This is a genomic window from Bacillus sp. FSL K6-1560 (assembly GCF_038592935.1).
GTDB classification, from domain to species: Bacteria; Bacillota; Bacilli; order Bacillales; family Bacillaceae; genus Bacillus; species Bacillus subtilis.
Genome location: NZ_CP151946.1, coordinates 3,327,612 through 3,350,604, shown reverse-complemented (window position 1 = coordinate 3,350,604; position 22,993 = coordinate 3,327,612). Strand labels below are relative to the sequence as shown.

Sequence of the window (22,993 nt, the reverse complement as noted above, 5' to 3'; positions counted from 1 at the left end):
GTTTTTGTGAAGAATAAAAATAAAACAAGTCATAAAAAAGGAGCTATTTCACCATGAATCGTATCTTTTTTATTTTAGTGGCGGCCGGTGTTCCGCTTTCTGTGATTGGCAGTTTGATGCATTGGCCTTCCGCGGTTCTATTTGCCGTTTATTGCGTGACGATTATCGCGCTTGCAAGCTATATGGGGAGGGCGACAGAATCACTGTCCATCATTGCAGGACCGCGTATCGGCGGTTTGTTGAATGCAACCTTCGGGAATGCGGTGGAGCTGATTATTTCCCTTTTTGCATTAAAAGAAGGCCTGACAGGAATCGTGCTTGCCTCTTTAACCGGTTCAGTGCTGGGGAACCTGTTGCTGGTAGCGGGCCTATCGTTTTTTGTCGGCGGTTTAAAATATAAGCGGCAGGAATTTAATATCCATGATGCCCGCCATAACTCCGGGCTTCTGATTTTTGCCATCATTGTCGCCTTTGTGATTCCGGAGGTATTCTCTGTTGGTATGGGAAACGCCAGCAAGCTCAATTTAAGCATCGGCATCAGCATCATTATGATTCTGTTGTATGTGGCGGCGCTGTACTTTAAACTTGTCACGCATCGGGGCGTTTATCAGCCGAATAATGCCGCTCAGACTGAAGAAGAGGAAGAGCCGGAATGGTCAGGGAAGGTTGCGACGATTGTCTTGTTTGCGGCAACGATTGTGGTTGCATACATATCCGAAAACCTGGTCCATACCTTTCACTCGGTGGCTGAACAGTTCGGGTGGAGCGAGCTGTTTATCGGGGTCATCATCGTGGCGATTGTAGGAAATGCGGCGGAGCACGCGTCAGCGATTATTATGGCCTTCAAAAATAAAATGGACATTGCGGTTGAAATTGCAGTCGGCTCTACGCTGCAGATCGCTATGTTTGTCGCACCGGTTCTCGTCATCTGTTCTATCTTTTTTCCGACAAGCATGCCGCTTGTTTTTACATTGCCTGAGCTCGTCGCGATGGTATCAGCGGTTCTCTTGATGATCGCGATTTCAAATGACGGGGATTCCAACTGGTTTGAAGGGGCGACACTGCTTGCTGCATATGTCATTATGGCGATCGGCTTTTTCCTTCTTTAACCTGAAAAAATGATGGATAACAACAAAGCGGGATGAAAAGACTAAGGGAAAATGCCATAGAAAGAGTGATATGATGAAAAAGCTATTTCATTCCACACTTATCGTGTTGTTATTCTTTAGTTTTTTCGGCGTTCAGCCCATCCACGCGAAAAAGCAGTTTAAGGTTCCTAATTCTGTCGCAAGCATTTCAAAGGAAAACACGTATCCGAATGCTTCACAGGATCAGCCAATGCTTCAGCCGAGCAAGCTGGCAAAGGAATTGCTCGATCATTCTGAGGTGAAGATTGAAAATCCGCATCTCATCAAAATGCTGAATGAATCCAACATATCCGGCACACCGCTTGCAGTAGGGTACCGGGCGACAATATTTCTCGGGAAATGGGCGCTCGGCTATGAATCAAATGAAACAGTCGCAAACTGGGAATATAAAAAAATCAATACAAACCGTGCGGATAACCGTGGCGGGAAAGAAACGGCTGAAATGCATTATGCCCAGGAACAGCAGTACAGAGTGAAGGGCGGCCTGACAGCTAAAGTTCCAAATGCTGAAGATGTCAAAAGCATGATGATGCAAAAAGCAATGAAGAAAACGAACCTTCCGCTTGCATTTGAGACGGTCATTGGGGCTGGCACAAAACGGGATCAGATTTATAAAGTTGCTCCTAAAAAAATCGGTTATTTACATGCATATGCACCGGCTGTGAATGAAAAAGGAAAAGTGACTTACGGAGAAGTGTACTTAGTGCTGAAAGGAAATAAACGAAAACTCGTCGTGAAAAATGTCACGTCACAGGGAATCGGCGCGTGGATTCCGGTTCAAGACCATGTCACGTTTGGCTTTCAGCTTTCTTCACTGCCAAGATAAATAAAAAACTGATTCCAACTCGGAATCAGTTTTTTTGTTTATTGGGTTCTCTCGATTCGGACCGCTTCCTCAAGCATTTGCACATTGTTTTGGTAGAGCTGGCGAACGAGAACCCGTCTGACTGCAAGGCTGGCACTGAAATAATCATCATCTTTCACCATGCCTTTAACCGTAAATTCGACGCCGCGATTGATTTTATTCAATGCGGTGATGCCATGGATTTGAAACGGTTCTGTCGGATTGCCGAATTCATCCCGTTTCAATGAATCACGAAGTTCTTCATTCAGCATGTCACATGCCTCTTCCAACACGCTGTACACGCGGTCCGGATCTTCTTTAAAGCTGATAAGAAAGGATTCGGTAATCCGCATAAAATCAATATTATAGTTCTCTATTTGTCTGACCTCGCCGTTGCTGATGGTGAGCAGCTTCCCGCTCCATTCCCGGATTTGCAGCGAGCGGAGGCCGATTTCCTCCACTGTCCCGTTGAACAAGTTGTTGACGGTGACATAATCGCCTTTGTGCAGCTGGCGTTCATATATTAAGAACACACCAGCCAGCACATCTTTGATCAGCGATTGGGCGCCAAAACCGATCACGATACCTGCTACGCCCGCCCCGGCCAATATCTTGCCGAAATCATGCACAAATAAAGAAATAACGTAAAAAATAAAACCAATTGTCGCCGTATACTGGGTGACAGAACGGACAAGGCTTTCAATCGTTTTTTCCTTTTTTTCTTCAATAAAGTCCGTCCGTTTAAAAAATAGCTGTACCAGCCGGTTGATGATAAAGACACCGATCCAAAGGATAACCGCAACGAGGAGAATATCGACGATTTTATTTTGAAAAATCTCCGTAAGTGTTTCTTTCATCCGCATCTAACTCCTGGCTTGACGTTTTGTGAAGTCTGTATCCTGATAATAACTGTTTTTGACAAGAACATTCGGTCCGAGGCACCGGACATTCGGGCAGTGGCAACTCAGTTCTTTCGCAAGCTTGGTCTCTCTCCACTTTTCATAGGCGGAAGGGAGGCTGTCCGTCTGAATGTTGCCAAGCGGCGGGGTATCACCGAAATCGGTCACGATAATGTTTCCGTCGAAAATGTTCACATTCAGGCGGGATCGGCCGTCAGGGTCATTTCGCACTGTGACGTTTTTCGCCGCGCGAAGCCGGCGAAGCAGCTTTTGATCGTCTTCGTCCGGACTGCAGGCATAAAACGGCAGCGTTCCGAACAGCATCCACGTATTTTCATCACGAATATCCAGCAAGCGGTGAATGGCCTGTCTCATCTCTTTCAGGCTGAGGGATTCAAGAGCGCTTGCGAAATCGCTTGGATACATTGGGTGGACCTCGTGACGCTGACATTTCATATCTTCTGTGATTTGGCGGTGAATATGCTCAATATGCGGAAGTGTTCGTTTGTTCAGCATCGTTTCCGCAGATACCATCACCCCGGCTTCCACGAGCGTGCGGCTGTTTTCGATCATTTTTTCAAAATAGCGCGCGCGCTGTTCGAAGGTCGGTTTTCTGTCCATCATGGCAAAGCCGATTTCAGCAAAATCTTCAACTGTACCCCAGTTATGAGAAATATGTAGCACATCGAGATACGGAATGATCCATTCGTACCGCTCGATGTCGAGGGTCAGATTTGAATTAATTTGTGTCCGCACACCCCGTTCATGGGCATATTTCAATAAAGGAACAACATATTCTTTTACTGATTTCAACGAAAGCATCGGCTCTCCGCCTGTGATGCTGATGGATCTGAGGCGCGGGATTTCCTCCAGCCGTTTTAACAGAAGATCTATTGGCAGAGCATTCGGGTCTTTAGGCTGCAATGTATAGCCTACAGCACAATGCTCGCATCTCATATTGCACAGTGTCGTCGTTGTGAATTCAACGTTTGTCAGCTGCATGTCTCCGTATTGGTCAACATCCATATAGGCTTCCCAAGGGTCAAACTCGGGCGTAATCGGACGCAGCTTCGTGTTTTGTGTCATGACTATCTAACTCCTTTATAAATGGGCATACTAACGCTGCCAACAGTTAATTTTAGACCTGATTTGCCAAGATCGCAAGTAGCGCGGCGATTGAAAAACCGCAAAAAATGAGCTACCATAATAAAAAATGAATGGAGGAACAGAATGGGGAACGCCGTAAACAATAAAGATCAGCAGATTGATTATTTAAAGAACAGACTTGACATGTTTATGAACGTCATCGATTCATTAGACCCTGAAGCAACCGACGTTGAAGATATAGACAGGCTTATCAGCATGCTTGATGACCTGGAAGCCAAATACGAACGTTTTAAAAAAGATTGGGAATAAAACCGCGCGCCCGCCGCGGTTTTTTTATTGGTATAAAGCAACAGTATAAAACAAAGCCCCTATCTGTAAAATAAGAAAAAATGCAGAAGGAGCGCTGGCCATGAAGTGGATGTGTTCAATATGCTGCGCCGCCGTATTGCTTGCCGGAGGTGCAGCACAGGCGGAAGCGGTGCCGAATGAGCCGATTAATTGGGGCTTTAAACGAAGTGTCAATCATCAGCCGCCAGATGCCGGGAAGCAGCTGAACAGTTTAATTGAAAAATATGACGCGTTTTATTTAGGGAATACAAAGGAAAAAACGATCTACTTAACGTTTGATAACGGATATGAAAATGGCTATACGCCAAAAGTGCTTGATGTCTTAAAAAAACATCGCGTAACAGGAACGTTTTTTGTCACCGGGCATTTCGTAAAGGACCAGCCTCAGCTGATCAAACGTATGTCAGATGAGGGCCATATTATCGGCAACCATTCCTTTCACCATCCGGATTTAACGACAAAAACAGCTGATCAGATTCAGGATGAACTTGATTCAGTCAACGAAGAGGTTTATAAAATTACGGGAAAGCAGGACAATCTGTACTTGCGTCCGCCGCGCGGCGTGTTCAGTGAGTACGTACTGAAAGAAACGAAACGCCTCGGCTATCAAACCGTTTTCTGGTCGGTCGCTTTTGTTGATTGGAAAATCAACAACCAAAAGGGGAAGAAATATGCCTACGATCATATGATCAAGCAGGCGCACCCGGGAGCCATTTACCTGCTTCACACCGTATCGAGGGACAATGCAGAAGCGCTGAATGACGCGATTACAGATCTGAAAAAACAGGGCTACACATTTAAAAGCATTGATGATCTGATGTTTGAGAAAGAAATGAGGCTGCCGTCTTTGTAAAAGAGAAAAACCTCTCCTTAAACGGAGAGGTTTTTCTTTATTTTATACATTTAATCAGTGCGGCCCAGTCCAGATCCCCGAAGCCTTTCTCAATCCCGCATTCAAAATGGCTCTTGGCCAGCTCGGCAAGAGGAAGATTTGCAGAAACCTGTTTTGCGGCGGCGAGTGCCAGATTGGTATCCTTCAGCCCTAAAGACATTTTGAAGCCGGCCGGCTCAAATTTCTGCTCGGCCATAATGGTTCCGTAATTTTGATAGACTGGAGAACCAAAGAGCGCGCTGGCGATTTCTAAAAATTGTTTTTGTTCTAAGCCGTATTTCTCCATCATTAAAAAGGATTCAGATAACGCCTCCAGCATGGACACAAGCAAGAAATTGATGCTGATTTTGGCTGCATTTGCCGTCTTGCTTTCTTCGCCGACGTCAAATACCTGCTGGCTCAGACTGTCGAGCAGAGGCTTGGCAGCTTGCTTTGCTTCCGCCGGTCCGGCTGTTATGATACGGAGCGCGGCTTTGGCTGCGGCATCCGGTCTGCCAAGAACAGGAGCGGCGAGAAAAAATTGTCCTTTCTCTGCATGAGCTGCTGCGAGCTTTTCTGAGAACTCAACACTGATTGTGCTCATCGAGATGTGAATGCCGTTCTCTGCTAATCCTTCAAGCAACCCGTCTTCTCCGAATGTCACGGCGCTGACAGAATCATCATCTGCAAGCATAGTAATGACAATATCAGCGGACTTTGCCGCCAGCCGCGGCGTATCAGCTGCCTGTGCGCCTTTTGTGACAAATTCTTCTGTCTTTTGTTTCGTCCGGTTATATACAGTCAATTCGTAGCCTGCTTGAAGAACATTTCGGGCAATGGGCTGTCCCATATTGCCGAGTCCGATGACAGCAATTTTCAATCTGATCACTCCCTGAATATTTTTTCCATTATAAACAATATGAACAGAATATGCATAGCGATCGGCTTACAACAAAAAAGAACAGCTGCTCGCTGTCCTCATTTAAAAATATTGAACCATCCTTTATGTACAAACCAAATCAGCATTCCAATCACAAGCGCGGCCATCAGGCCAAGTACAGCGAAATATCCGTATTTCCAATGCAGCTCCGGCATAAAGTCGAAGTTCATACCGTATACACCGGCAATAAAGGTGAGCGGGATGAAAATGGTTGATACGATCGTCAGTGTCATCATAATCGCATTCATCCGGTTTGAGTTTAGCGTCACGTAGCTGTCACGCAAGTCGGACGTCATGTCACGGTTGGATTCCACAATTTCAGACAACTTTAACAAATGATCATATATGTCGCTGAAGTAGGCTTTCGTTTCCCGCTGCTCTTTCACATGGTCAAGGCTTAAAATCCGATAGAGCAAATCACGCATCGGGATAATCGTCCGTCTCAAATGCAATAGGTCTGTTCTGAGATCAAACACCTCGTTCATCAGCGTTCCATACGTTTTGTGGGGACGGCTTTCTTCAATTTCATTCAGCCGGTCTTCAATTTTATACACGAGAGGAAAATATTCATCAACAAGCTGATCCATGATCATATAAGAAATATGCCCGGGCCCTTTTTTCAATATGTCCGGTGAAGCATACAAACGCTCCCGGACTTTAGCGATACCGGGCGTTTCGTGTAAATGAAAGGTGACGACAAATTTTTCGCCTTGAAAGATATCGACTTCCTCCGTCTCAAGTGTTTCCTTATTCAGCGCATGAATCACGTAAAAACGATAGCCATCATAATGGTCAAGCTTCGGCCGCTGCATATGCTGGAAGCAATCCTCAATGGCAAGCGGGTGAAAATGAAAAAAATCTCTCAATAACGCCGTTTCCGTATCCTCCGGGCCGTAAAAATCAACCCAGTACCATGCAATATCAGGCTGTTCCACTCGTTCGATCGGTATATTTTTCAGCAGCTGATGCTCTGTTGTGATTGCGGTAATGTTGATCATAAACAACCCTCCACCTGCCATTATATCATGCGGTCTTTATGAGAAAAGTATACGGTATTCTCTGCCTAATTCAAGCGGCATGTTATACTGAACAAAAACGGAAAAAGGGTGGATCTCATGTGGAAGGAAAAAGTATCTGTCACGCCTCCGTATCATTTTGACCGCGTGCTGGACAGGCTGTCTTTAGACCCCCTCAATGCTGTTGATCGAGAGGCTAGGGAAGTCCGTGTGCCAATCAGAAATCAAGCGGGGGACGTATGTATTGTAAAGGTACAGGCGTTAGGCCATGCGGGCGAGCCTGAGTTCCTCGTCAGCGGGGAAACGGATCAGGGAGAAATGATGAAGGAAATCAAGCGGATTTTTCAATGGGAAAATCATTTGCAGCACGTTCTGGATCATTTTTCAAAAACGAGCCTGTCCGCCATTTTTGAAGAGCATGCCGGGACGCCGCTTGTTCTGGACTACAGCGTGTACAACTGCATGATGAAATGCATTATCCACCAGCAGCTCAATCTTTCCTTCGCTTACACGCTAACAGAACGGTTTGTTCATGCGTTTGGCGAGCAGAAGGATGGCGTGTGGTGCTACCCAAAGCCGGAAACGATTGCAGAACTCGATTATCAGGATCTGCGTGATCTGCAATTCAGCATGAGAAAAGCGGAATACACCATTGATACATCAAGGATGATCACAGAAGGCACACTCATCTTGTCAGAGCTGCCGCATATGGCGGATGAAGACATTATGAAGAAACTGATCAAAATCAGGGGTATCGGCCCGTGGACTGTGCAAAACGTCCTCATGTTCGGACTTGGCCGTCCCAATTTATTCCCGCTTGCCGATATCGGCCTCCAAAATGCGATCAAACGCCATTTTCAGCTGGACGATAAGCCGGCAAAGGATGTCATGCTGGCGATGAGCAAGGAGTGGGAGCCTTATTTAAGCTATGCGTCTTTGTATTTGTGGAGAAGTATAGAATAATTCATCTGACAATGAAGGAAATCCTGCAAACGTGTTATACTAGAAAGATGTGAAAAAACCATTTCACTTTCTGCCATCTGCAGAAAGCTTTATATAGAAACGGAGAGAACAACGTGAACCAACAAAAGAAACAGGCGCCTGTCGAACTGAAGGTCGGACAAACCTTTCCGCTGACGATTAAGCGTCTCGGCATTAACGGAGAAGGTGTCGGCTATTTTAAGAAAAAAGTCGTCTTCGTGCCCGGCGCGCTTCCTGACGAAGAAGTTGTTGTGCAGGCCACAAAGGTCCAGCCGAAGTTTTCGGAGGGCCGCATTAAGAAAATCCGCAAGGCGTCTGAGCACCGGGTGGCACCGCCTTGCCCTGTTTATGAGCAATGCGGCGGCTGTCAGCTTCAGCACCTTGCATACAGCCAGCAGCTTCGGGAAAAACGCGATATCGTCATTCAGTCTCTTGAACGCCATACGAAGTTTAAAGTTGAAAACATGGAAATCAAAGAAACGATTGGCATGGACAACCCGTGGAATTACCGCAATAAAAGCCAATTCCAGATCGGACGCTCGCAAAGCGGCAGCATCATCGCCGGCTTATACGGCCTTGATTCTCATGATATCGTGCCGATTAAAGACTGTATCGTTCAGCATCCGGCAACGAACAAAACAACAGGCATCGTCCGCCGCATTTTAGAGGACTTCAATGTGTCTGTTTATAATGAAAGAAAACGAAAAGGCGACGTTCGCACGATCGTGACGAGAGTCGGCTTTGAAACAGGCGAAGTGCAGGTCGTGCTTGTAACCGCAAAAGAAACGCTTCCGCACAAGGAAGAAATCGTCAAAGCGATTCAAAAGCGATTGCCAGAGGTCAAATCCATTATTCAGAATGTAAACGGGGCGAAAACTTCAGTGATTTTTGGCGAGAAAACAAAACAGCTCGCCGGAAAAACAGTAATTCAAGAAGTGCTCGGCGACGTATCTTTTGAATTGAGCGCCCGCGCTTTCTTCCAGCTCAATCCGGAACAGACCGTCAAGCTGTATGATGAAGTGAAAAAAGCGGCGCAGCTGACCGGAAAAGAAAAAGTCGTTGATGCGTATTGCGGCGTCGGCACTATCGGCATGTGGGTTGCGGACGGAGCGAAGGAAGTCCGCGGCATGGACGTCATCAAGGAATCAATTGACGATGCTAAGAAAAACGCCAAAAAACACGGCATGGCAAATGCCACATACGTAACAGGAACAGCCGAGCACTGGCTCCCGAAATGGACGAAAGAAGGCTTCCGCCCGGACGTCGTCATTGTAGACCCGCCAAGAACGGGCTGTGACAGCACGTTCTTGGACACGATCAAAAAAGTCAAACCGAAACGCTTCGTCTACGTATCCTGCAATCCATCCACGCTTGCGAAGGATTTGCAGACGCTGTCGAAGGACTATCGCGTGGACTATATTCAGCCTGTCGATATGTTTCCGCAGACGGCGCATGTTGAAGCAGTGGCGAGACTTGTATTAAAATCGTCTAACTAAAATAAACAATACTAATCAGACCTGGATTTCGGTAAAATAAACAATTCCGATTTCCGGGTCTTTTTCATGTGCAGCCCTTGTCCTAACTGTCTTTTCTCAATTTTATCTTCCTTCTCATTCTCGGAGATCTTTATTTTAACTGGCGAAAAGAATTGAAAAAACGTGTTGAAAAGCGGGTGAAAAACAGCGTTATTTAACCTGAAAAATTTCCTTCCAGTATGATTAAAATACATGAGTAAAATGATGTAAAATCATAGATATATTTTTCATAATTTGTAAAATTATATATTGACTTGCAGTTATTACGTGTGAAATATTGATGATAGGAATATAAGGAAAGGTATGGCGTATATCATTTCAAGAGTCATTCGATGTAAAAAGTTGAAACATTGTAATATACGAAAGAGGTGAAAATGATGGCCAACCCCATTTTAAAATGAATAACGTATGAGCACTACAACAATTAAATAATAGTGCCGACGATAACAACTATTACAGTAATACCTACAATGGTTATATCCTTGCGGCAATCATGCTTCATAATAATTTAGATTGACACTTGGCTAAAAAGTATTGCAGAGAAGGAAATGGATAACTAAATGGATAAAGTATATAAAAAACGACCGTTATATAAAAGAAGTTGGTTTCAAACATTTTTGGCATTTTTAGTATCTCAGCTTTATTTTAATTTTGTAGAATTAACGGGATGGGGTCCTAAGTATAGAGAAATGAATGGATTCCCAGCAAACATAGTTGAACTAGATTTCTTTCAAACATATCTTTCATTCTATGATAATCCATGGTTTAATATTATTACTGTTTTCTTGGGAGTTTTCACTATTATACAAATAATTACAGGGATAACAAAGGATATTCGAAATTAAAGCAATAACTTCTGATGCCTTATTTAATGATGAAAGAAAATGAACACTTTCTTAATTATCTTATGAGTGAAGACTGCGACATTTAGTCAGCAGTCTATTTTATTGGTTCTGGATCAGGATTACCGAATTATAACCCTATACAAATATATAGTAGGTTGCCACTTGCTGCGTTGGTTATTTTCTAAATCATGAGCAAATCCCAAATGGTTCAGATTGAAGTTCTTGAATTCTTTTAAATAAGGGTTTATTTTCTCTTCTCATCCTCTTTACTCCATGTGATTCACAAGTGTTAGCAGCTTAAGTAGAGGTTTTTTCATTCTCTTGAGTATTCAGTTATACCACCCCCAACTCAATTTGCTTAATCGAAGTTTATCTCTTGAAATTAGTTTTTCCGCAAATATGATATTGAGATACGGATATGGTGTAGCGTTAAATATCTTATCTTCAATAACAGGGCAATTATTTTGCGTTGGTAATATGGAGAACTCATATGATATTCTATTTAGGTTGGAATTCTTTTTATCCAAAAAGTTCAAAAGTAAGGCCACAAAGAAAGACGAAGGTCAGCGCCAGTGTTAACCACAATATAAAAAATGGTGTAGATAATCATCCCATGTGAAAATGTTCAAAATTTACTATAGATTGATAAGAAATGCTTTCGCATGCGAAAAGAAGCATGGTCAGTTTTTTAATATTGAGATACAGGTATAGCCGTATCCCCTAATGAAAGGATTTGATTTTTGTTATGACAGAAAATTTCTGGCGTGAATTACCACGGCCATTTTTTGTACTGGCACCAATGGAAGATGTGACAGATGTTGTTTTCCGGCATGTAGTAAGTGAAGCAGGCAGACCGGATGTATTTTTTACAGAGTTCACAAACTCAGAGAGCTATTGCCACCCGGATGGGAAGGATAGCGTGCGCGGCCGTTTGACTTTTACAGAGGATGAACAGCCAATTGTGGCCCATATATGGGGAGATAAGCCTGAAAACTTTCGTAAAATGAGTATTGGCATGGCAGAGTTAGGATTTAAAGGACTAGATATCAATATGGGCTGTCCTGTGCCTAATGTTGCGGGGAATGGAAAGGGAAGCGGCCTTATTTGCCGTCCTGCAGTTGCGGCAGAATTAATACAAGCTGCAAAAGCAGGGGGATTGCCTGTAAGCGTGAAGACAAGACTTGGATACACGGATGTGGATGAATGGCGCGAGTGGCTGACACACATTTTGAAACAGGATATTGCGAATCTTTCTATTCATCTGCGTACTAGGGCAGAGATGAGCAAAGTAGATGCGCATTGGGAGCTCATCCCGGAGATTAAGAAACTTCGTGATGAGGTGGCACCAGATACACTTTTGACGATCAATGGTGATATCCCTGACCGCCAAACTGGCTTAAAACTTGCTGAACAATACGGCGTCGATGGAATTATGATAGGGCGCGGTATTTTTACAAATCCATTTGCCTTTGAAAAGGAGCCGAAAGAGCATAGCAGCAAGGAATTGCTTGATCTCTTAAGGCTGCATCTGGATCTTCATGATAAATATTCAGCATTAGAAGCCCGTCCGTACAAGCCTCTTCCTCGCTTTTTTAAAATTTATCTCCGCGGGTTCCGAGGGGCAAGTGAATTAAGAAATCAATGCATGAACACAAAGTCAACAGATGAAGTGCGTGCATTGCTCGACGACTTTGAGAGAAAGTATCTTGATGGGATAGAGTAACTGCAGTGCTTGATTCAAAAAAGGCTAACAAAATAAAGGGATTTTTACACCATTCTTGACTAAAATAAACCTGGATTTTCGGTAAATCCGGGTCTTTTTTGTACGAAGCTTTTACTCAGCCTGTCTTTTCTCTAATTTATTGTAAGAAAATAATGGTATATTGAGTGGAGATATCTTATAAAGGGGGAGAGGAAAATGAAACGGCTATGCATCATCCCCTGCGGCAAGAAAAAAATCTGGGATGTCCAGCCTGATGCCGGGCCGGTAAGAGCAGAGGACGCTTATCTCAGCCCGTTTCATCAGGCGTGCGAGCGGTATGCAAAAATATTTTTCGATGAGTGGGTGATTTTGTCTGCGAAGCACGGGTTCCTCCGCCCTGATGATCTCGTTTCGGGAAATTACGATGTCACTTTTGGCACCGGTCATCCGGAAATCATGACAGCGGACGAGCTGCGCCGTCAATTTCACGAAAAAGGCTTTTCTGATATCGAAGAGCTAGTCATGCTTGGCGGAAAAAAATATCGAAGCGTTCTAAACGCCGTCATCGGAGAGCACCAGCATATCAGCTGGCCGCTATCATCTTACAAAGGCATAGGCTATATGCTCCAAGCGCTGAACCGGGCTGTTGAAGAAAAGCATGAACTGTAGCACATACATATGAAGAAAAGAGTGTGAACATGAAAAAACTTGTGTTTGGCTTGCTTGCCATTGCATTATTCGGATGCGGACTATATATCTATCATGTATGGTTCGGTGATCCATTTTCGAAAAATGCTGCAGAACAGAAGCTAGTCTCTTATGTGAAACAAACCTATCCTAAGAAAGAAATCAAGATCACGAATGGGGTATATAACGCTAAAACCTCTGAATATGTATTCGAAGCAACCTCCCAATCTCATCGCTACCCAATGTGTACGAAGGGATTTCTGCATCCTAAAGTAACGTGCGATGGAATTGAAGAAGCGTATACCGAATCAGTATCAAAACATGTAAATGAAGAAGCAACGAAGGCAATCGAAGCAGATCTGAAAAAAGCGGTTCCTCGACTTATAAAAGCTGATGCTGCTTTGAGTATTGAAAACGGACAGTTCACGTTAGATACAAAATGGAACAAACAGCTGGCTGAAAAAGCGCCTATGAGCATGACGATTCAGTTAGACGCCAGCGGGTTATCAAAAACAGATGCCGCAAAGATGGCGGAAACGGTCAGAAAAACGCTTAATGAAAAGGGATATACATACTCAAACGGCACGATAGACTGTATGCAGAAGGACGGGGACGGCGGTATTGGATATGTCAAATATTCAATTGATTTTCTTTCAAAAGCAGCTATTCAGTCAAACGATGCAGAGGAACTAGGAAGTTAAAAAGATTTCCAAGGAAATAAATACGTCGATCATTGTCAAAGGCCGGGTGATATCCGGTCTTTTTTTGCATGCTGTAAAACGAGACAAATGAATCAGTTTGAGACAAAACGAGACACACGTCTCAAACTGTCTCCAAAGTGAAGACGAGAAGACTGGTTTTACGGGCTCAAAAGACTGGCACACTTCTTGCATTTATAATGGTGAACCCTAAATAGAAGGAGGCGCACAAAATGGAATTGTTAAAACGAGAAGGCTTATCATTAACTGAGGAAAAAGCGCTGTGGATGTACCAAAAGATGCTGGAGATCAGGGGCTTTGAAGACAAAGTGCATGAACTGTTCGCCCAGGGAGTGTTTCCCGGATTCGTTCATTTATATGCCGGTGAGGAAGCTGTGGCTGTAGGGGTGTGCGCTCATTTACATGATGGCGACAGCATTACAAGCACCCACAGGGGACATGGACATTGTATCGCCAAAGGCTGTGATTTGGACGGCATGATGGCGGAAATTTTCGGAAAAGCGACCGGATTGTGCAAAGGCAAGGGCGGTTCTATGCACATTGCGGATCTTGATAAAGGCATGTTAGGCGCAAATGGAATCGTCGGGGGCGGCTTTACGCTCGCATGCGGATCAGCGCTCACGGCTAAATATAAACAGACTAAAAATGTAAGCGTTTGCTTTTTCGGGGACGGGGCAAATAACCAAGGCACCTTCCACGAAGGGCTGAATTTAGCGGCTGTATGGAACCTTCCTGTCGTGTTTGTTGCTGAAAACAACGGCTATGGCGAAGCTACCCCATTTGAGTACGCATCAGCCTGTGATTCAATCGCCGATCGGGCAGCTGCTTATAACATGCCGGGGGTTACAGTTGACGGCAAAGATATTTTAGCAGTTTACCAGGCAGCCGAGGAAGCGATAGAAAGAGCAAGAAACGGCGGCGGCCCGTCTTTGATTGAATGTATGACCTACAGAAACTACGGCCATTTCGAAGGAGATGCCCAAACCTATAAAACGAAGGATGAAAGAGTTGAGCACCTTGAAGAAAAAGATGCCATTCAAGGTTTTAAAAACTACCTTTTAAAAGAAACAGATGCTAATAAGCTGTCAGACATTGAACAGCGTGTCAGCGAATCGATTGAAAAAGCCGTCTCGTTCAGCGAAGACAGCCCATATCCAAAAGATTCGGAGCTGCTGACAGATGTGTATGTGTCATATGAAAAAGGAGGAATGTAAGAGATGGCGAGAGTCATAAGCATGTCAGACGCGATCAATGAAGCAATGAAGCTTGCGATGAGAAAAGACGAAAATGTGCTTTTGATCGGTGAGGATGTCGCCGGGGGAGCGGCGGTCGATCATTTGCAGGATGATGAAGCATGGGGCGGTGTATTAGGGGTCACAAAGGGGCTCGTACAGGAATTCGGGCGCACAAGAGTGCTGGACACTCCGATTTCTGAGGCGGGCTATATGGGTGCGGCTATGGCTGCGGCATCAACCGGTTTGAGACCGATTGCCGAGCTGATGTTTAACGATTTTATCGGCACGTGCTTTGACCAGGTGATCAACCAAGGGGCGAAATTCCGTTACATGTTCGGCGGAAAAGCGCAAGTGCCGATTACCGTCCGCACCACATACGGAGCAGGGTTCCGGGCCGCTGCCCAGCATTCACAAGCGCTGTATGGCCTTTTCACGAGCATCCCTGGACTGAAGACAGTTGTTCCATCCAATCCGTATGATGCCAAAGGTCTTCTGCTTGCAGCAATAGAAGATAATGATCCGGTGTTCTTCTTTGAAGACAAAACGTCCTACAACATGAAGGGCGAGGTGCCGGAAGATTATTATACAATTCCCCTCGGAAAAGCGGATATCAAACGCGAGGGCAATGATGTTACGCTCTTTGCAGTCGGCAAGCAGGTCAATACTGCGCTTGAAGCGGCTGCACAGCTTTCAGAGAGGGGCATCGAAGCCGAGGTCCTTGATCCGCGCAGTCTGTCCCCTCTGGATGAGGATGCGATTTTCACATCGTTAGAAAAAACAAATCGTCTGATCATCATTGATGAAGCCAATCCGCGATGCAGCATTGCCACGGATATTGCTGCGCTTGTCGCTGACAAGGGCTTTGATTTGCTTGATGCGCCGATTAAACGGATTACAGCGCCGCATACACCGGTTCCGTTTTCACCAGTGCTTGAAGATCAATATTTGCCGACACCAGATAAAATTGTCAGCGTCACGCTTGAATTGCTTGGCGAGCCGGCAATGAATTAAAGGGGGAACACAAATGGCGGTAAAAGTAGTGATGCCAAAATTGGGAATGGCCATGAAACAAGGGGAAGTATCGATATGGAATAAAAAAGTAGGCGACCCGGTTGAAAAGGGAGAAAGCATTGCCAGCATTCAATCGGAGAAAATTGAAATGGAGATCGAAGCGCCTGAAAAAGGAACGCTGATCGATATCAAAGTGAAAGAGGGAGAAGAGGTTCCGCCCGGCACAGCGATCTGCTATATCGGGGACGCCAATGAGTCGGTGCAGGAAGAGGCGAGCGCGCCTGTTGCTGAAGACAATATGCCGCAAGCCGTTCAGCCCGTCAAACAAGAAAACAAACCCGCAGCCTCCAAAAAAGATCGAATGAAAATATCTCCAGTCGCCAGGAAAATAGCAGAAAAAGCAGGATTAGACCTAAAACAACTGAAAGGAACTGGACCAGGCGGACGAATCGTGAAGGATGACGTAACAAAGGCTCTTGCTGAACAGAAAAAAGATCAGGCAAAGCCTGTGTCGGAGCAGAAAGCGCAGGAAATCCCGGTGACAGGCATGAGAAAGGTCATCGCTGCCCGAATGCAGGAAAGCCTGGCAAACAGCGCGCAGCTGACGATCACGATGAAAGCTGATATCACCAAGCTTGCCACTCTTCAAAAACAGCTTTCACCAACTGCGGAAGAGAGATACGGCACAAAACTGACGATCACTCATTTTGTCTCAAGAGCCGCCGTTCTCGCTCTGCAAGCTCACCCTGTGCTGAACAGCTTTTATCAAAATGAGCGCATCATCACACATCCCCATGTGCACCTTGGTATGGCTGTAGCCTTGGAAAATGGCTTAGTGGTGCCTGTCATCCGCCATGCTGAAAAGCTATCGCTGATAGAACTGGCTCAATCTATCTCAGAAAATGCCAAAAAAGCACGCGAGGGACGTGCGGGAAGCGAAGAACTGCAAGGATCTACTTTCTCCATTACAAACCTTGGCGCGTTTGGAGTTGAGCATTTCACACCGATACTAAATCCGCCGGAAACAGGCATTCTCGGCATCGGAGCAAGCTATGACACGCCGGTGTATCAAGGGGAGGAGATCGTCAGAAGCACGATCCTGCCACTCAGCCTGACATTTGATCACAGAGCGTGTGACGGCGCCCCTGCCGCTGCATTCCTGAAGGCGATGAAAACATATTTGGAAGAACCCGCAGCATTAATTTTATAGGAAAAGCAGGTGAAAACGACATGACATTAGCCATTATCGGCGGCGGACCTGCAGGCTATGCGGCTGCGGTTTCCGCGGCACAGCAGGGCAGAAACGTGCTGCTTATTGACAAAGGCAAGCTTGGAGGGACCTGCCTGAATGAAGGCTGCATCCCGACAAAGTCTTTGTTAGAAAGCGCAAACGTTCTTGATAAAATCAAGCATGCCGACAGCTTTGGAATCGAACTTCCGGCAGGTGCGATATCAGTCGATTGGAGTAAAATGCAAAGCCGGAAACAACAGGTTGTCAGTCAGCTTGTCCAAGGCGTTCAGTACCTAATGAAGAAAAATCAAATACAGGTTGTAAAGGGAACAGCCTCCTTTCTTTCTGAAAGAAAGCTCTTGATCGAAGGAGAAAAAGGAAAAGAAATCAGAGAGGCGGACCAAGTATTGATTGCCTCCGGATCAGAGCCAATCGAGCTGCCTTTCGCCCCGTTTGACGGCGAATGGATCCTCGACAGCAAAGACGCGCTTTCTCTTTCCGAGATTCCGTCTTCACTAGTCATTGTCGGCGGCGGTGTCATCGGGTGTGAGTATGCAGGGCTGTTCGCCAGATTGGGATCGAAGGTGACCATCATTGAAACAGCGGACCAGCTGATCCCGGCTGAAGATGAAGATATTGCCCGTCTCTTTCAGGAAAAGCTAGAGGAAGATGGTGTTGAAGTGCATACCTCATCCCGGTTAGAACGGGTGGATCAAACGGCCAAAACGGCAATATGGAAAAGCGGTCAGCGAGAGTTTAAAACGAAGGCCGATTATGTGCTGGTGGCGATCGGCAGAAAACCCCGTCTTGACGGATTACAGCTTGAACAGGCCGGAGTTGATTTTTCTCCAAAGGGCATTCCGGTGAATGGGCACATGCAGACGAACGTGCCTCATATTTACGCGTGCGGAGATGCTATAGGGGGCATTCAGCTCGCGCATGCCGCTTTCCATGAGGGCATCATCGCTGCTTCTCATGCTTCCGGAAGGGATGTCAAAATCAATGAGAAACATGTGCCGCGCTGCATCTATACGTCCCCAGAAATCGCGTGTATCGGAATGACAGAACGACAGGCAAGAAGCATATACGGCGATGTGAAAATTGGCGAATTTCCTTTTTCCGCAAACGGCAAGGCGCTCATTAAACAGCAAGCGGAAGGAAAGGTCAAAATCATGGCTGAACCGGAATTCGGCGAAATCGTGGGTGTCTCGATGATTGGCCCGGATGTAACCGAGCTCATCGGCCAAGCGGCAGCGATCATGAATGGTGAGATGACGGCAGATATGGCGGAGCATTTTATCGCCGCCCATCCGACTTTATCGGAAACATTGCATGAGGCGCTGTTAAGCACGATCGGCCTTGCGGTACATGCATAATAAAGGAAAAAGCAGGCGCATGGATATAAGGCGCCTGCTTTTTTTATTGTTGAAAGCGCTTTATTTTTCCCCTACAATAGATGAAAACGGCGTGTAAGGGAGGAGCGATCAAGGAAATGAATTCGGTCCCAAACGATTTGCAAACCTGGAAACGTTTTGTGAAAGACGGTGTGCTTGACGAAGCCCGATTAAGAAAACGGATTGCAGAGTCATGGCATCGCTGCAAAAAAGCTGAGGTCAATCCTTATTTAGAAAAAGGCCCGAAGGTTTTACAGCAAACGGAGCTGGATCAGCAGTCAAAAAAACATTCATTCTTCTTGACGACCGCAAAGCCTTACCTCGAAAAACTGCTGCCTGCCATAAAAGAAATGGAAATGATGGCGCTGTTAATTGATTCAGACGGTGTTGTTTTGGCATTGGACGGCCATTCCCGCGCGCTCTATGAAGCCAAACGCATCAACTTTGTCGAAGGGGCATGCTGGACGGAAACGGCTGTCGGAACAAATGCGATTGGCACGGCACTCCACATTAGCGAGCCGGTTGCGATACAAGGATCAGAGCATTACTCCATTGCTTCCCATCTTTGGAACTGTTCAGCCGCTCCGATTCACCATGAGGATGGCAGCCTTGCGGGTGTGATTGACATATCGTGTCCGGCGGCAGGCGCTCATCCTCATATGCTCGGTATTGCCACTGCGATCGCCTATGCAGCTGAACGGGAACTCGCAGCTAAAAGCCGTGAGAAAGAGCTCGAGCTGATCAGCCGTTTTGGAGAGAGGGCTGCATCCAGTGTGCCGATGGTGCTATGCAATACCAAGCAGCACATCATCAGTGCGAGCATACCGATTCGAACCTCAATACCGGATTGGCAGGGCCGGCACCTGTATGAGCTGAAGGAACGGGGCTACTCAATCGAAAAAGCTGTCACCATAGGAGATGGCGGCACTTGTTTTTATCTTTCGGAACAAAAGAAAAAGAAGGTGTTTCGATTCAATGGAGTGATCGGGCAAAGCGGCCGATCGCAAGCGATGCTGATGAACCTTGAACGTGCAGCTGCGGCAGATGCAACGGTCTGTTTGTCGGGCGAAACTGGTACGGGAAAGGAAGTCGCGGCTCGCGCGCTTCATGAGAACAGTGAGAGACGGCACGGTCCGTTTATTGCTGTCAATTGCGGAGCGATTCCGTCTGATTTGATTGAAAGCGAACTATTCGGATATGCAGAGGGCGCTTTTACGGGAGCGAAACGAAATGGCTATAAAGGCGCCTTTCAAAAAGCGAATCAAGGCACATTATTTTTAGATGAAATCGGAGAAATTTCCCACTCGATGCAGGTTGCGCTTTTACGAGTGCTTCAGGAACGTAAGATAACGCCAATCGGCGGGACGAAAGAAATTCCGGTTGATATCAGAGTTATTGCCGCCACACATTGTGATTTACGCGAGCTTGCCGAAAACGGAAAAATCAGAGAGGACTTGTTTTACCGTCTTCATGTCTATCCAATTGAACTCCCTCCATTACGCGATCGCACCGAGGATATCCCGGACCTCTTTGAGCACTACAAACAGAAGAATCATTGGCCAGGCGAACTTCCTTCTGATTTTTGTAATGTGCTGAAGCAATGGAAGTGGCCGGGGAATATCCGTGAGCTGTTTAATGTGTTTGAACGTCTTTCTATCAGATTTCCGGACGGCCGGCTGAGGGATGAACCGCTACCCGCTTTACTGGAAGCCGCTGGATTGCCGGCCAGCTCTGCAGAAAAAAAGCCGGCTGCTGCCGGCGTGCTTACCTTTCGTGAGCAAATCCAAAAGGATATGATGATCAAAGCGCTTGAATCAGCAAAAGGAAACGTCTCTCAAGCCGCAAAAATCAGCGGGATCCCCCGAAGCACTTTCTACAAACGCCTGAAAAAATTCAACTTGTCCGCTGAATCATAAAGCATACTTCCTTCAGGAAATGGAAACGTTATGTATTGAAGGAGGGTGTTACGATGAATATTCAAAGGGCGAAAGAAATTGTAGAATCTCCCGACATGAAGAAAGTAACATACAACGGCGTTCCTATTTACATTCAGCACGTAAATGAAGAAACTGGAACAGCAAGAATTTATCCGCTTGACGAACCGCAAGAGGAGCATGAAGTGCAGCTGAACAGCTTAAAAGAGGATTAAACAAAAATGGCCCGCTTCATAAGCAGGCCATTTTGTTATCCGCGCGGCGCAAATAAAATAACACAGACACCGATGAGACAAATGAATGCGCCGATCCAGTCATACAGATCAGGTGTTTTCCGGTCAACAAGCCATCCCCACAGGACCGCAAGCACGATGAATACTCCGCCATAAGCGGCGTATACACGGCCGAAAGATGGGAAGGACTGAAACGTCGGAAGAATGCCGTATACAATGAGGATCAGCGCCCCGGCAATTCCGTAGCCGGCTGGCTTTGCCTCTCTCAGCCATAGCCAAACCAGATATCCGCCGCCAATTTCAGCAAGCCCTGCCGCGAGAAATAAAAGAATGGTAATCAGCATCATGAGCACTCCTCAATTTGCATTTATCTTTCATTATAGAGGAGGAGAGCTTTTAAAGCTTCGGATGATTCTCAAATTCCTTCAAATACGCTTTTCGCTGAACCTCTGTAAATTGGCTGATCCAATTGTTTTGAGCCTCTTCATTCAAATGGGGAAGGATATAGCGTTCAACCGCTTCGAAAAACAGCGGATTCGCGATGATGTTCCAGGTCGGGATTAGAACGATTTTGCCGTCTGTTTTCTCGATGATAATATCCTCAAAAAAGATCCCTTTCAAACTGTATTGATGGCGTCCCATATAAAGCCGCTTCACCTCGGAAAACAGTACGCTGCGCTTTCTCGAAAAGATCTCGCCATTAGGTCCGGTCTTTATGCTGAAAATGACATTTCCACGGCTTGTGAAGGCAGGAAAAGCCATAAAGAATGTGATCAATCCATAAATCATCGCCAGTAATCCGCCGCCCAAATAAAGCAGGGCATATTTAGATTCAAACGTGAGAGCTTCAGACACCAGCCAGACGCCCACAATAAAGGCGCCCCCTGTAGCGAGGAACAGCCAAGCCCTTAGAAACATCATGCTTTTTACTTCAATCATGTGCTGCCCCTAAAGCTTCGGATGATTCTCAAATTCCTTCAAATACGCACTGCGTTGGATGTCTGTAAACTGTCCGATCCAATTGCTTTTCGCCTCTTCATTCAGATGGGGAAGGATATAGCGTTCAACCGCTTCGAAAAACAACGGATTCGGAATGATGTTCCAAGTGGGAATGCGAATGGTCTTCTGATCAACGGTTTGGATCAATATATCTTCCTGGAAAATTCCTTTTAGACTAAATTTATGGCGGCTCATCTCAATTTTCTTGATATCAGTAAACGTAACAGATACTTTGTCAGTGAACACTTCTCCATTTTTTCCTGTCTTGATGCGAAAAATGGTATTTCCCCGCGGGGTGAAAGCCGGAAAGAAGATGATAAATAAATATAAACAAAACAAGGTGAACAGAAAGCCAGCAGGAATGGCTAATAGGTAATATTTCGTTTGAAACGTAATACCCATATAAAAGAGCCACAAACATGCTAATCCCATACCGGCAGATCCGACAAAAGCCCATATTCTCAGGAACATTTTGCTTTTGACTTCAATGATTTCTTGGTTTTTCAATGCTTTTCTCCTTTTGTTAATTCAATTCTTATCATTTTGAAATGATTTGATTTACAACATCCTTATGAGCAGGGAGGATAGAAAATTCATTCTGGGTGATGCCTGTGACAAGCCAAGTATGGTGGGCCCCCGGCAGGACAAATGCCATGTCAGCCACTTCAGGAGTGTTATCTTTGCCATATGCCAGACGCATAAGTGTATCCATTTTCCCTTTCCGCAAAGCCAGATCATTTGCAAATCGGGTAACGTCCTCTTGGTGGTCATGTTTTTCAAGGAACTCTTTTAGATATGAAGGGTTGTCTGAAGCGCCCTCCAAGAGTTTTTCAAATTCATTTGATGTCAATGTCACAATCGATTCTCTTTTATCCTCTGTATCTATTATATGTAAAAACTCATCTGTCTTAGCAAGTAACCCTTCACTTGATTCCATTTTTGTAATGCGATGGACTTGTTCATCAAAAAGGAGTTCGTGAGAGTAGGTGCCGAATTTTGATACATGGCAGGACACATTCTGTTCGGCGCCTTGCCCGTTAAATTTAGAAAGCTTCACTGTATAGTCAGCGTCGTTTAATACATGGATAAACGGACAGTACTCGTCCTTTAACCGATATTGATGGTTCCGATATTCCGCTGCATCCTTAGCTAAGAGTGAGCGGCAAGCTGCTTCGAACAAAGCGCCGAGCTGTTCATCTTCTATTTCCGGAAAATAGGCCTGCTTCAAGGCCATCCCCTGTTCAAAAAACCCTTCGCTGTAAAAGCAAAATAAGAGTTCTTCTATGCTAATTGTAAACTGCTTCATTGTTTATT

Annotated in this window: 24 protein-coding genes; 16 read left to right on the top strand and 8 right to left on the bottom strand. The window is 45.5% G+C overall.

From position 1 onward, the window contains the following. The first annotated feature begins 53 nt into the window (after positions 1–53). On the top strand, positions 54–1,109 hold the full coding sequence (cax, locus tag NYE22_RS17955) for a calcium/proton exchanger (RefSeq protein ID WP_003242902.1): 1,056 nt from the start codon (positions 54–56) through the stop codon (positions 1,107–1,109). Positions 1,110–1,179: 70 nt separating this feature from the next. Then, positions 1,180–1,974, top strand: coding sequence for a YfkD famly protein (locus NYE22_RS17950; RefSeq protein ID WP_003233657.1), 795 nt, complete (start codon positions 1,180–1,182; stop codon positions 1,972–1,974). A 38-nt stretch (positions 1,975–2,012) separates the two neighbouring features. On the opposite strand, the gene mscC is transcribed toward NYE22_RS17950, so the two are convergent. Beyond that, positions 2,013–2,855, bottom strand: coding sequence for a mechanosensitive ion channel protein MscC (gene mscC, locus NYE22_RS17945; RefSeq protein WP_010886444.1), 843 nt, complete (start codon positions 2,853–2,855; stop codon positions 2,013–2,015). Continuing rightward, positions 2,856–3,977, bottom strand: coding sequence for a radical SAM/CxCxxxxC motif protein YfkAB (gene yfkAB, locus NYE22_RS17940; RefSeq protein WP_141949822.1), 1,122 nt, complete (start codon positions 3,975–3,977; stop codon positions 2,856–2,858). 144 nt (positions 3,978–4,121) lie between these two features. Here yfkAB and NYE22_RS17935 point away from each other — a divergent pair, with 144 nt between their 5' ends. After that, positions 4,122–4,307 carry an SE1561 family protein gene (locus NYE22_RS17935; protein WP_003223132.1) on the top strand — a complete coding sequence of 62 codons (186 nt, stop codon included), beginning with the start codon at positions 4,122–4,124 and terminating at the stop codon, positions 4,305–4,307. 100 nt (positions 4,308–4,407) lie between these two features. Continuing rightward, positions 4,408–5,199 carry a delta-lactam-biosynthetic de-N-acetylase gene (pdaA, locus tag NYE22_RS17930; RefSeq protein WP_342412024.1) on the top strand — a complete coding sequence of 264 codons (792 nt, stop codon included), beginning with the start codon at positions 4,408–4,410 and terminating at the stop codon, positions 5,197–5,199. Between the two features lie 37 nt (positions 5,200–5,236). Here the strand turns inward: pdaA and NYE22_RS17925 are convergent, their stop codons facing one another. Beyond that, positions 5,237–6,097 (bottom strand): NAD(P)-dependent oxidoreductase, encoded by an 861-nt coding sequence (locus NYE22_RS17925; RefSeq protein WP_103803348.1) that lies wholly within the window; start codon positions 6,095–6,097, stop codon positions 5,237–5,239. Positions 6,098–6,195: 98 nt separating this feature from the next. After that, a complete protein-coding gene (gene corA, locus NYE22_RS17920; protein ID WP_003233650.1) occupies positions 6,196–7,155 on the bottom strand; it encodes a magnesium/cobalt transporter CorA in 960 nt (319 codons plus the stop codon). Between the two features lie 117 nt (positions 7,156–7,272). On the opposite strand from corA, the gene NYE22_RS17915 reads away from it, so the two are divergent. The 12 genes from NYE22_RS17915 (at position 7,273) to NYE22_RS17860 (ending at position 20,662) form a co-directional block, all read left to right on the top strand. Further along, positions 7,273–8,136 carry a DNA-3-methyladenine glycosylase gene (locus NYE22_RS17915; protein ID WP_342412023.1) on the top strand — a complete coding sequence of 288 codons (864 nt, stop codon included), beginning with the start codon at positions 7,273–7,275 and terminating at the stop codon, positions 8,134–8,136. Between the two features lie 113 nt (positions 8,137–8,249). After that, positions 8,250–9,650, top strand: coding sequence for a 23S rRNA (uracil(1939)-C(5))-methyltransferase RlmD (gene rlmD, locus NYE22_RS17910; protein WP_077671658.1), 1,401 nt, complete (start codon positions 8,250–8,252; stop codon positions 9,648–9,650). A 599-nt stretch (positions 9,651–10,249) separates the two neighbouring features. Next, positions 10,250–10,534: a YfzA family protein gene (locus NYE22_RS17905; RefSeq protein WP_021481197.1), complete on the top strand. Its 285-nt coding sequence runs from the start codon at positions 10,250–10,252 to the stop codon at positions 10,532–10,534. 745 nt (positions 10,535–11,279) lie between these two features. After that, a complete protein-coding gene (locus NYE22_RS17900; RefSeq protein ID WP_021481196.1) occupies positions 11,280–12,257 on the top strand; it encodes a tRNA-dihydrouridine synthase in 978 nt (325 codons plus the stop codon). A gap of 195 nt (positions 12,258–12,452) precedes the next feature. After that, positions 12,453–12,905, top strand: coding sequence for a DUF6884 domain-containing protein (locus NYE22_RS17895; protein ID WP_172850221.1), 453 nt, complete (start codon positions 12,453–12,455; stop codon positions 12,903–12,905). A 29-nt stretch (positions 12,906–12,934) separates the two neighbouring features. Next, positions 12,935–13,624: a hypothetical protein gene (locus NYE22_RS17890; protein ID WP_038829505.1), complete on the top strand. Its 690-nt coding sequence runs from the start codon at positions 12,935–12,937 to the stop codon at positions 13,622–13,624. A gap of 230 nt (positions 13,625–13,854) precedes the next feature. After that, positions 13,855–14,856 carry an acetoin:2,6-dichlorophenolindophenol oxidoreductase subunit alpha gene (acoA, locus tag NYE22_RS17885; RefSeq protein WP_342412022.1) on the top strand — a complete coding sequence of 334 codons (1,002 nt, stop codon included), beginning with the start codon at positions 13,855–13,857 and terminating at the stop codon, positions 14,854–14,856. A gap of 3 nt (positions 14,857–14,859) precedes the next feature. Beyond that, the gene (acoB, locus tag NYE22_RS17880; protein ID WP_015252545.1) at positions 14,860–15,888 is read left to right on the top strand and encodes an acetoin:2,6-dichlorophenolindophenol oxidoreductase subunit beta; all 1,029 of its coding nucleotides are present in this window, start codon (positions 14,860–14,862) and stop codon (positions 15,886–15,888) included. 13 nt (positions 15,889–15,901) lie between these two features. Then, positions 15,902–17,098 carry an acetoin dehydrogenase complex dihydrolipoyllysine-residue acetyltransferase gene (gene acoC / locus NYE22_RS17875; RefSeq protein WP_014479180.1) on the top strand — a complete coding sequence of 399 codons (1,197 nt, stop codon included), beginning with the start codon at positions 15,902–15,904 and terminating at the stop codon, positions 17,096–17,098. Between the two features lie 20 nt (positions 17,099–17,118). Further along, complete coding sequence (gene acoL, locus NYE22_RS17870; protein WP_101501769.1) at positions 17,119–18,495, top strand: acetoin dehydrogenase complex dihydrolipoyl dehydrogenase; 1,377 nt, start codon at positions 17,119–17,121, stop codon at positions 18,493–18,495. A 116-nt stretch (positions 18,496–18,611) separates the two neighbouring features. Further along, positions 18,612–20,429, top strand: a complete 1,818-nt coding sequence (gene acoR / locus NYE22_RS17865) for an acetoin dehydrogenase operon transcriptional activator AcoR (RefSeq protein ID WP_014479182.1) — start codon at positions 18,612–18,614, stop codon at positions 20,427–20,429. Positions 20,430–20,482: 53 nt separating this feature from the next. Then, positions 20,483–20,662 (top strand): small acid-soluble spore protein H, encoded by a 180-nt coding sequence (locus NYE22_RS17860; RefSeq protein WP_003244276.1) that lies wholly within the window; start codon positions 20,483–20,485, stop codon positions 20,660–20,662. A gap of 35 nt (positions 20,663–20,697) precedes the next feature. On the opposite strand, the gene NYE22_RS17855 is transcribed toward NYE22_RS17860, so the two are convergent. The 4 genes from NYE22_RS17855 to NYE22_RS17840 are packed head-to-tail and all read right to left on the bottom strand — an operon-like array spanning position 20,698 to position 22,985. Next, complete coding sequence (locus NYE22_RS17855) at positions 20,698–21,027, bottom strand: YnfA family protein (RefSeq protein WP_010886445.1); 330 nt, start codon at positions 21,025–21,027, stop codon at positions 20,698–20,700. Between the two features lie 49 nt (positions 21,028–21,076). Continuing rightward, entirely contained in the window at positions 21,077–21,619 is a 543-nt protein-coding gene (locus NYE22_RS17850) for a YfjD family protein (protein ID WP_342412021.1), read from the bottom strand. Positions 21,620–21,628: 9 nt separating this feature from the next. Next, positions 21,629–22,186 carry a YfjD family protein gene (locus tag NYE22_RS17845; protein ID WP_003244496.1) on the bottom strand — a complete coding sequence of 186 codons (558 nt, stop codon included), beginning with the start codon at positions 22,184–22,186 and terminating at the stop codon, positions 21,629–21,631. A 31-nt stretch (positions 22,187–22,217) separates the two neighbouring features. Then, positions 22,218–22,985 carry a hypothetical protein gene (locus NYE22_RS17840; protein WP_003243767.1) on the bottom strand — a complete coding sequence of 256 codons (768 nt, stop codon included), beginning with the start codon at positions 22,983–22,985 and terminating at the stop codon, positions 22,218–22,220. Positions 22,986–22,993: the final 8 nt, after the last annotated feature.

Coding starts and splice junctions, on each gene's coding strand:
- mscC (WP_010886444.1), bottom strand. CDS start 2,855: ATGCGGATGAAAGAAACACTTACGGAGATTTTTCAAAATAAAATCGTC.
- corA (WP_003233650.1), bottom strand. CDS start 7,155: ATGATCAACATTACCGCAATCACAACAGAGCATCAGCTGCTGAAAAAT.
- cax (WP_003242902.1), top strand. CDS start 54: ATGAATCGTATCTTTTTTATTTTAGTGGCGGCCGGTGTTCCGCTTTCT.
- NYE22_RS17840 (WP_003243767.1), bottom strand. CDS start 22,985: ATGAAGCAGTTTACAATTAGCATAGAAGAACTCTTATTTTGCTTTTAC.
- acoC (WP_014479180.1), top strand. CDS start 15,902: ATGGCGGTAAAAGTAGTGATGCCAAAATTGGGAATGGCCATGAAACAA.
- acoR (WP_014479182.1), top strand. CDS start 18,612: ATGAATTCGGTCCCAAACGATTTGCAAACCTGGAAACGTTTTGTGAAA.
- NYE22_RS17860 (WP_003244276.1), top strand. CDS start 20,483: ATGAATATTCAAAGGGCGAAAGAAATTGTAGAATCTCCCGACATGAAG.
- NYE22_RS17935 (WP_003223132.1), top strand. CDS start 4,122: ATGGGGAACGCCGTAAACAATAAAGATCAGCAGATTGATTATTTAAAG.
- NYE22_RS17900 (WP_021481196.1), top strand. CDS start 11,280: ATGACAGAAAATTTCTGGCGTGAATTACCACGGCCATTTTTTGTACTG.
- pdaA (WP_342412024.1), top strand. CDS start 4,408: ATGAAGTGGATGTGTTCAATATGCTGCGCCGCCGTATTGCTTGCCGGA.
- NYE22_RS17850 (WP_342412021.1), bottom strand. CDS start 21,619: ATGATTGAAGTAAAAAGCATGATGTTTCTAAGGGCTTGGCTGTTCCTC.
- NYE22_RS17890 (WP_038829505.1), top strand. CDS start 12,935: ATGAAAAAACTTGTGTTTGGCTTGCTTGCCATTGCATTATTCGGATGC.
- NYE22_RS17950 (WP_003233657.1), top strand. CDS start 1,180: ATGATGAAAAAGCTATTTCATTCCACACTTATCGTGTTGTTATTCTTT.
- acoA (WP_342412022.1), top strand. CDS start 13,855: ATGGAATTGTTAAAACGAGAAGGCTTATCATTAACTGAGGAAAAAGCG.
- acoL (WP_101501769.1), top strand. CDS start 17,119: ATGACATTAGCCATTATCGGCGGCGGACCTGCAGGCTATGCGGCTGCG.
- NYE22_RS17905 (WP_021481197.1), top strand. CDS start 10,250: ATGGATAAAGTATATAAAAAACGACCGTTATATAAAAGAAGTTGGTTT.
- acoB (WP_015252545.1), top strand. CDS start 14,860: ATGGCGAGAGTCATAAGCATGTCAGACGCGATCAATGAAGCAATGAAG.
- NYE22_RS17915 (WP_342412023.1), top strand. CDS start 7,273: ATGTGGAAGGAAAAAGTATCTGTCACGCCTCCGTATCATTTTGACCGC.
- yfkAB (WP_141949822.1), bottom strand. CDS start 3,977: ATGACACAAAACACGAAGCTGCGTCCGATTACGCCCGAGTTTGACCCT.
- NYE22_RS17855 (WP_010886445.1), bottom strand. CDS start 21,027: ATGATGCTGATTACCATTCTTTTATTTCTCGCGGCAGGGCTTGCTGAA.
- NYE22_RS17895 (WP_172850221.1), top strand. CDS start 12,453: ATGAAACGGCTATGCATCATCCCCTGCGGCAAGAAAAAAATCTGGGAT.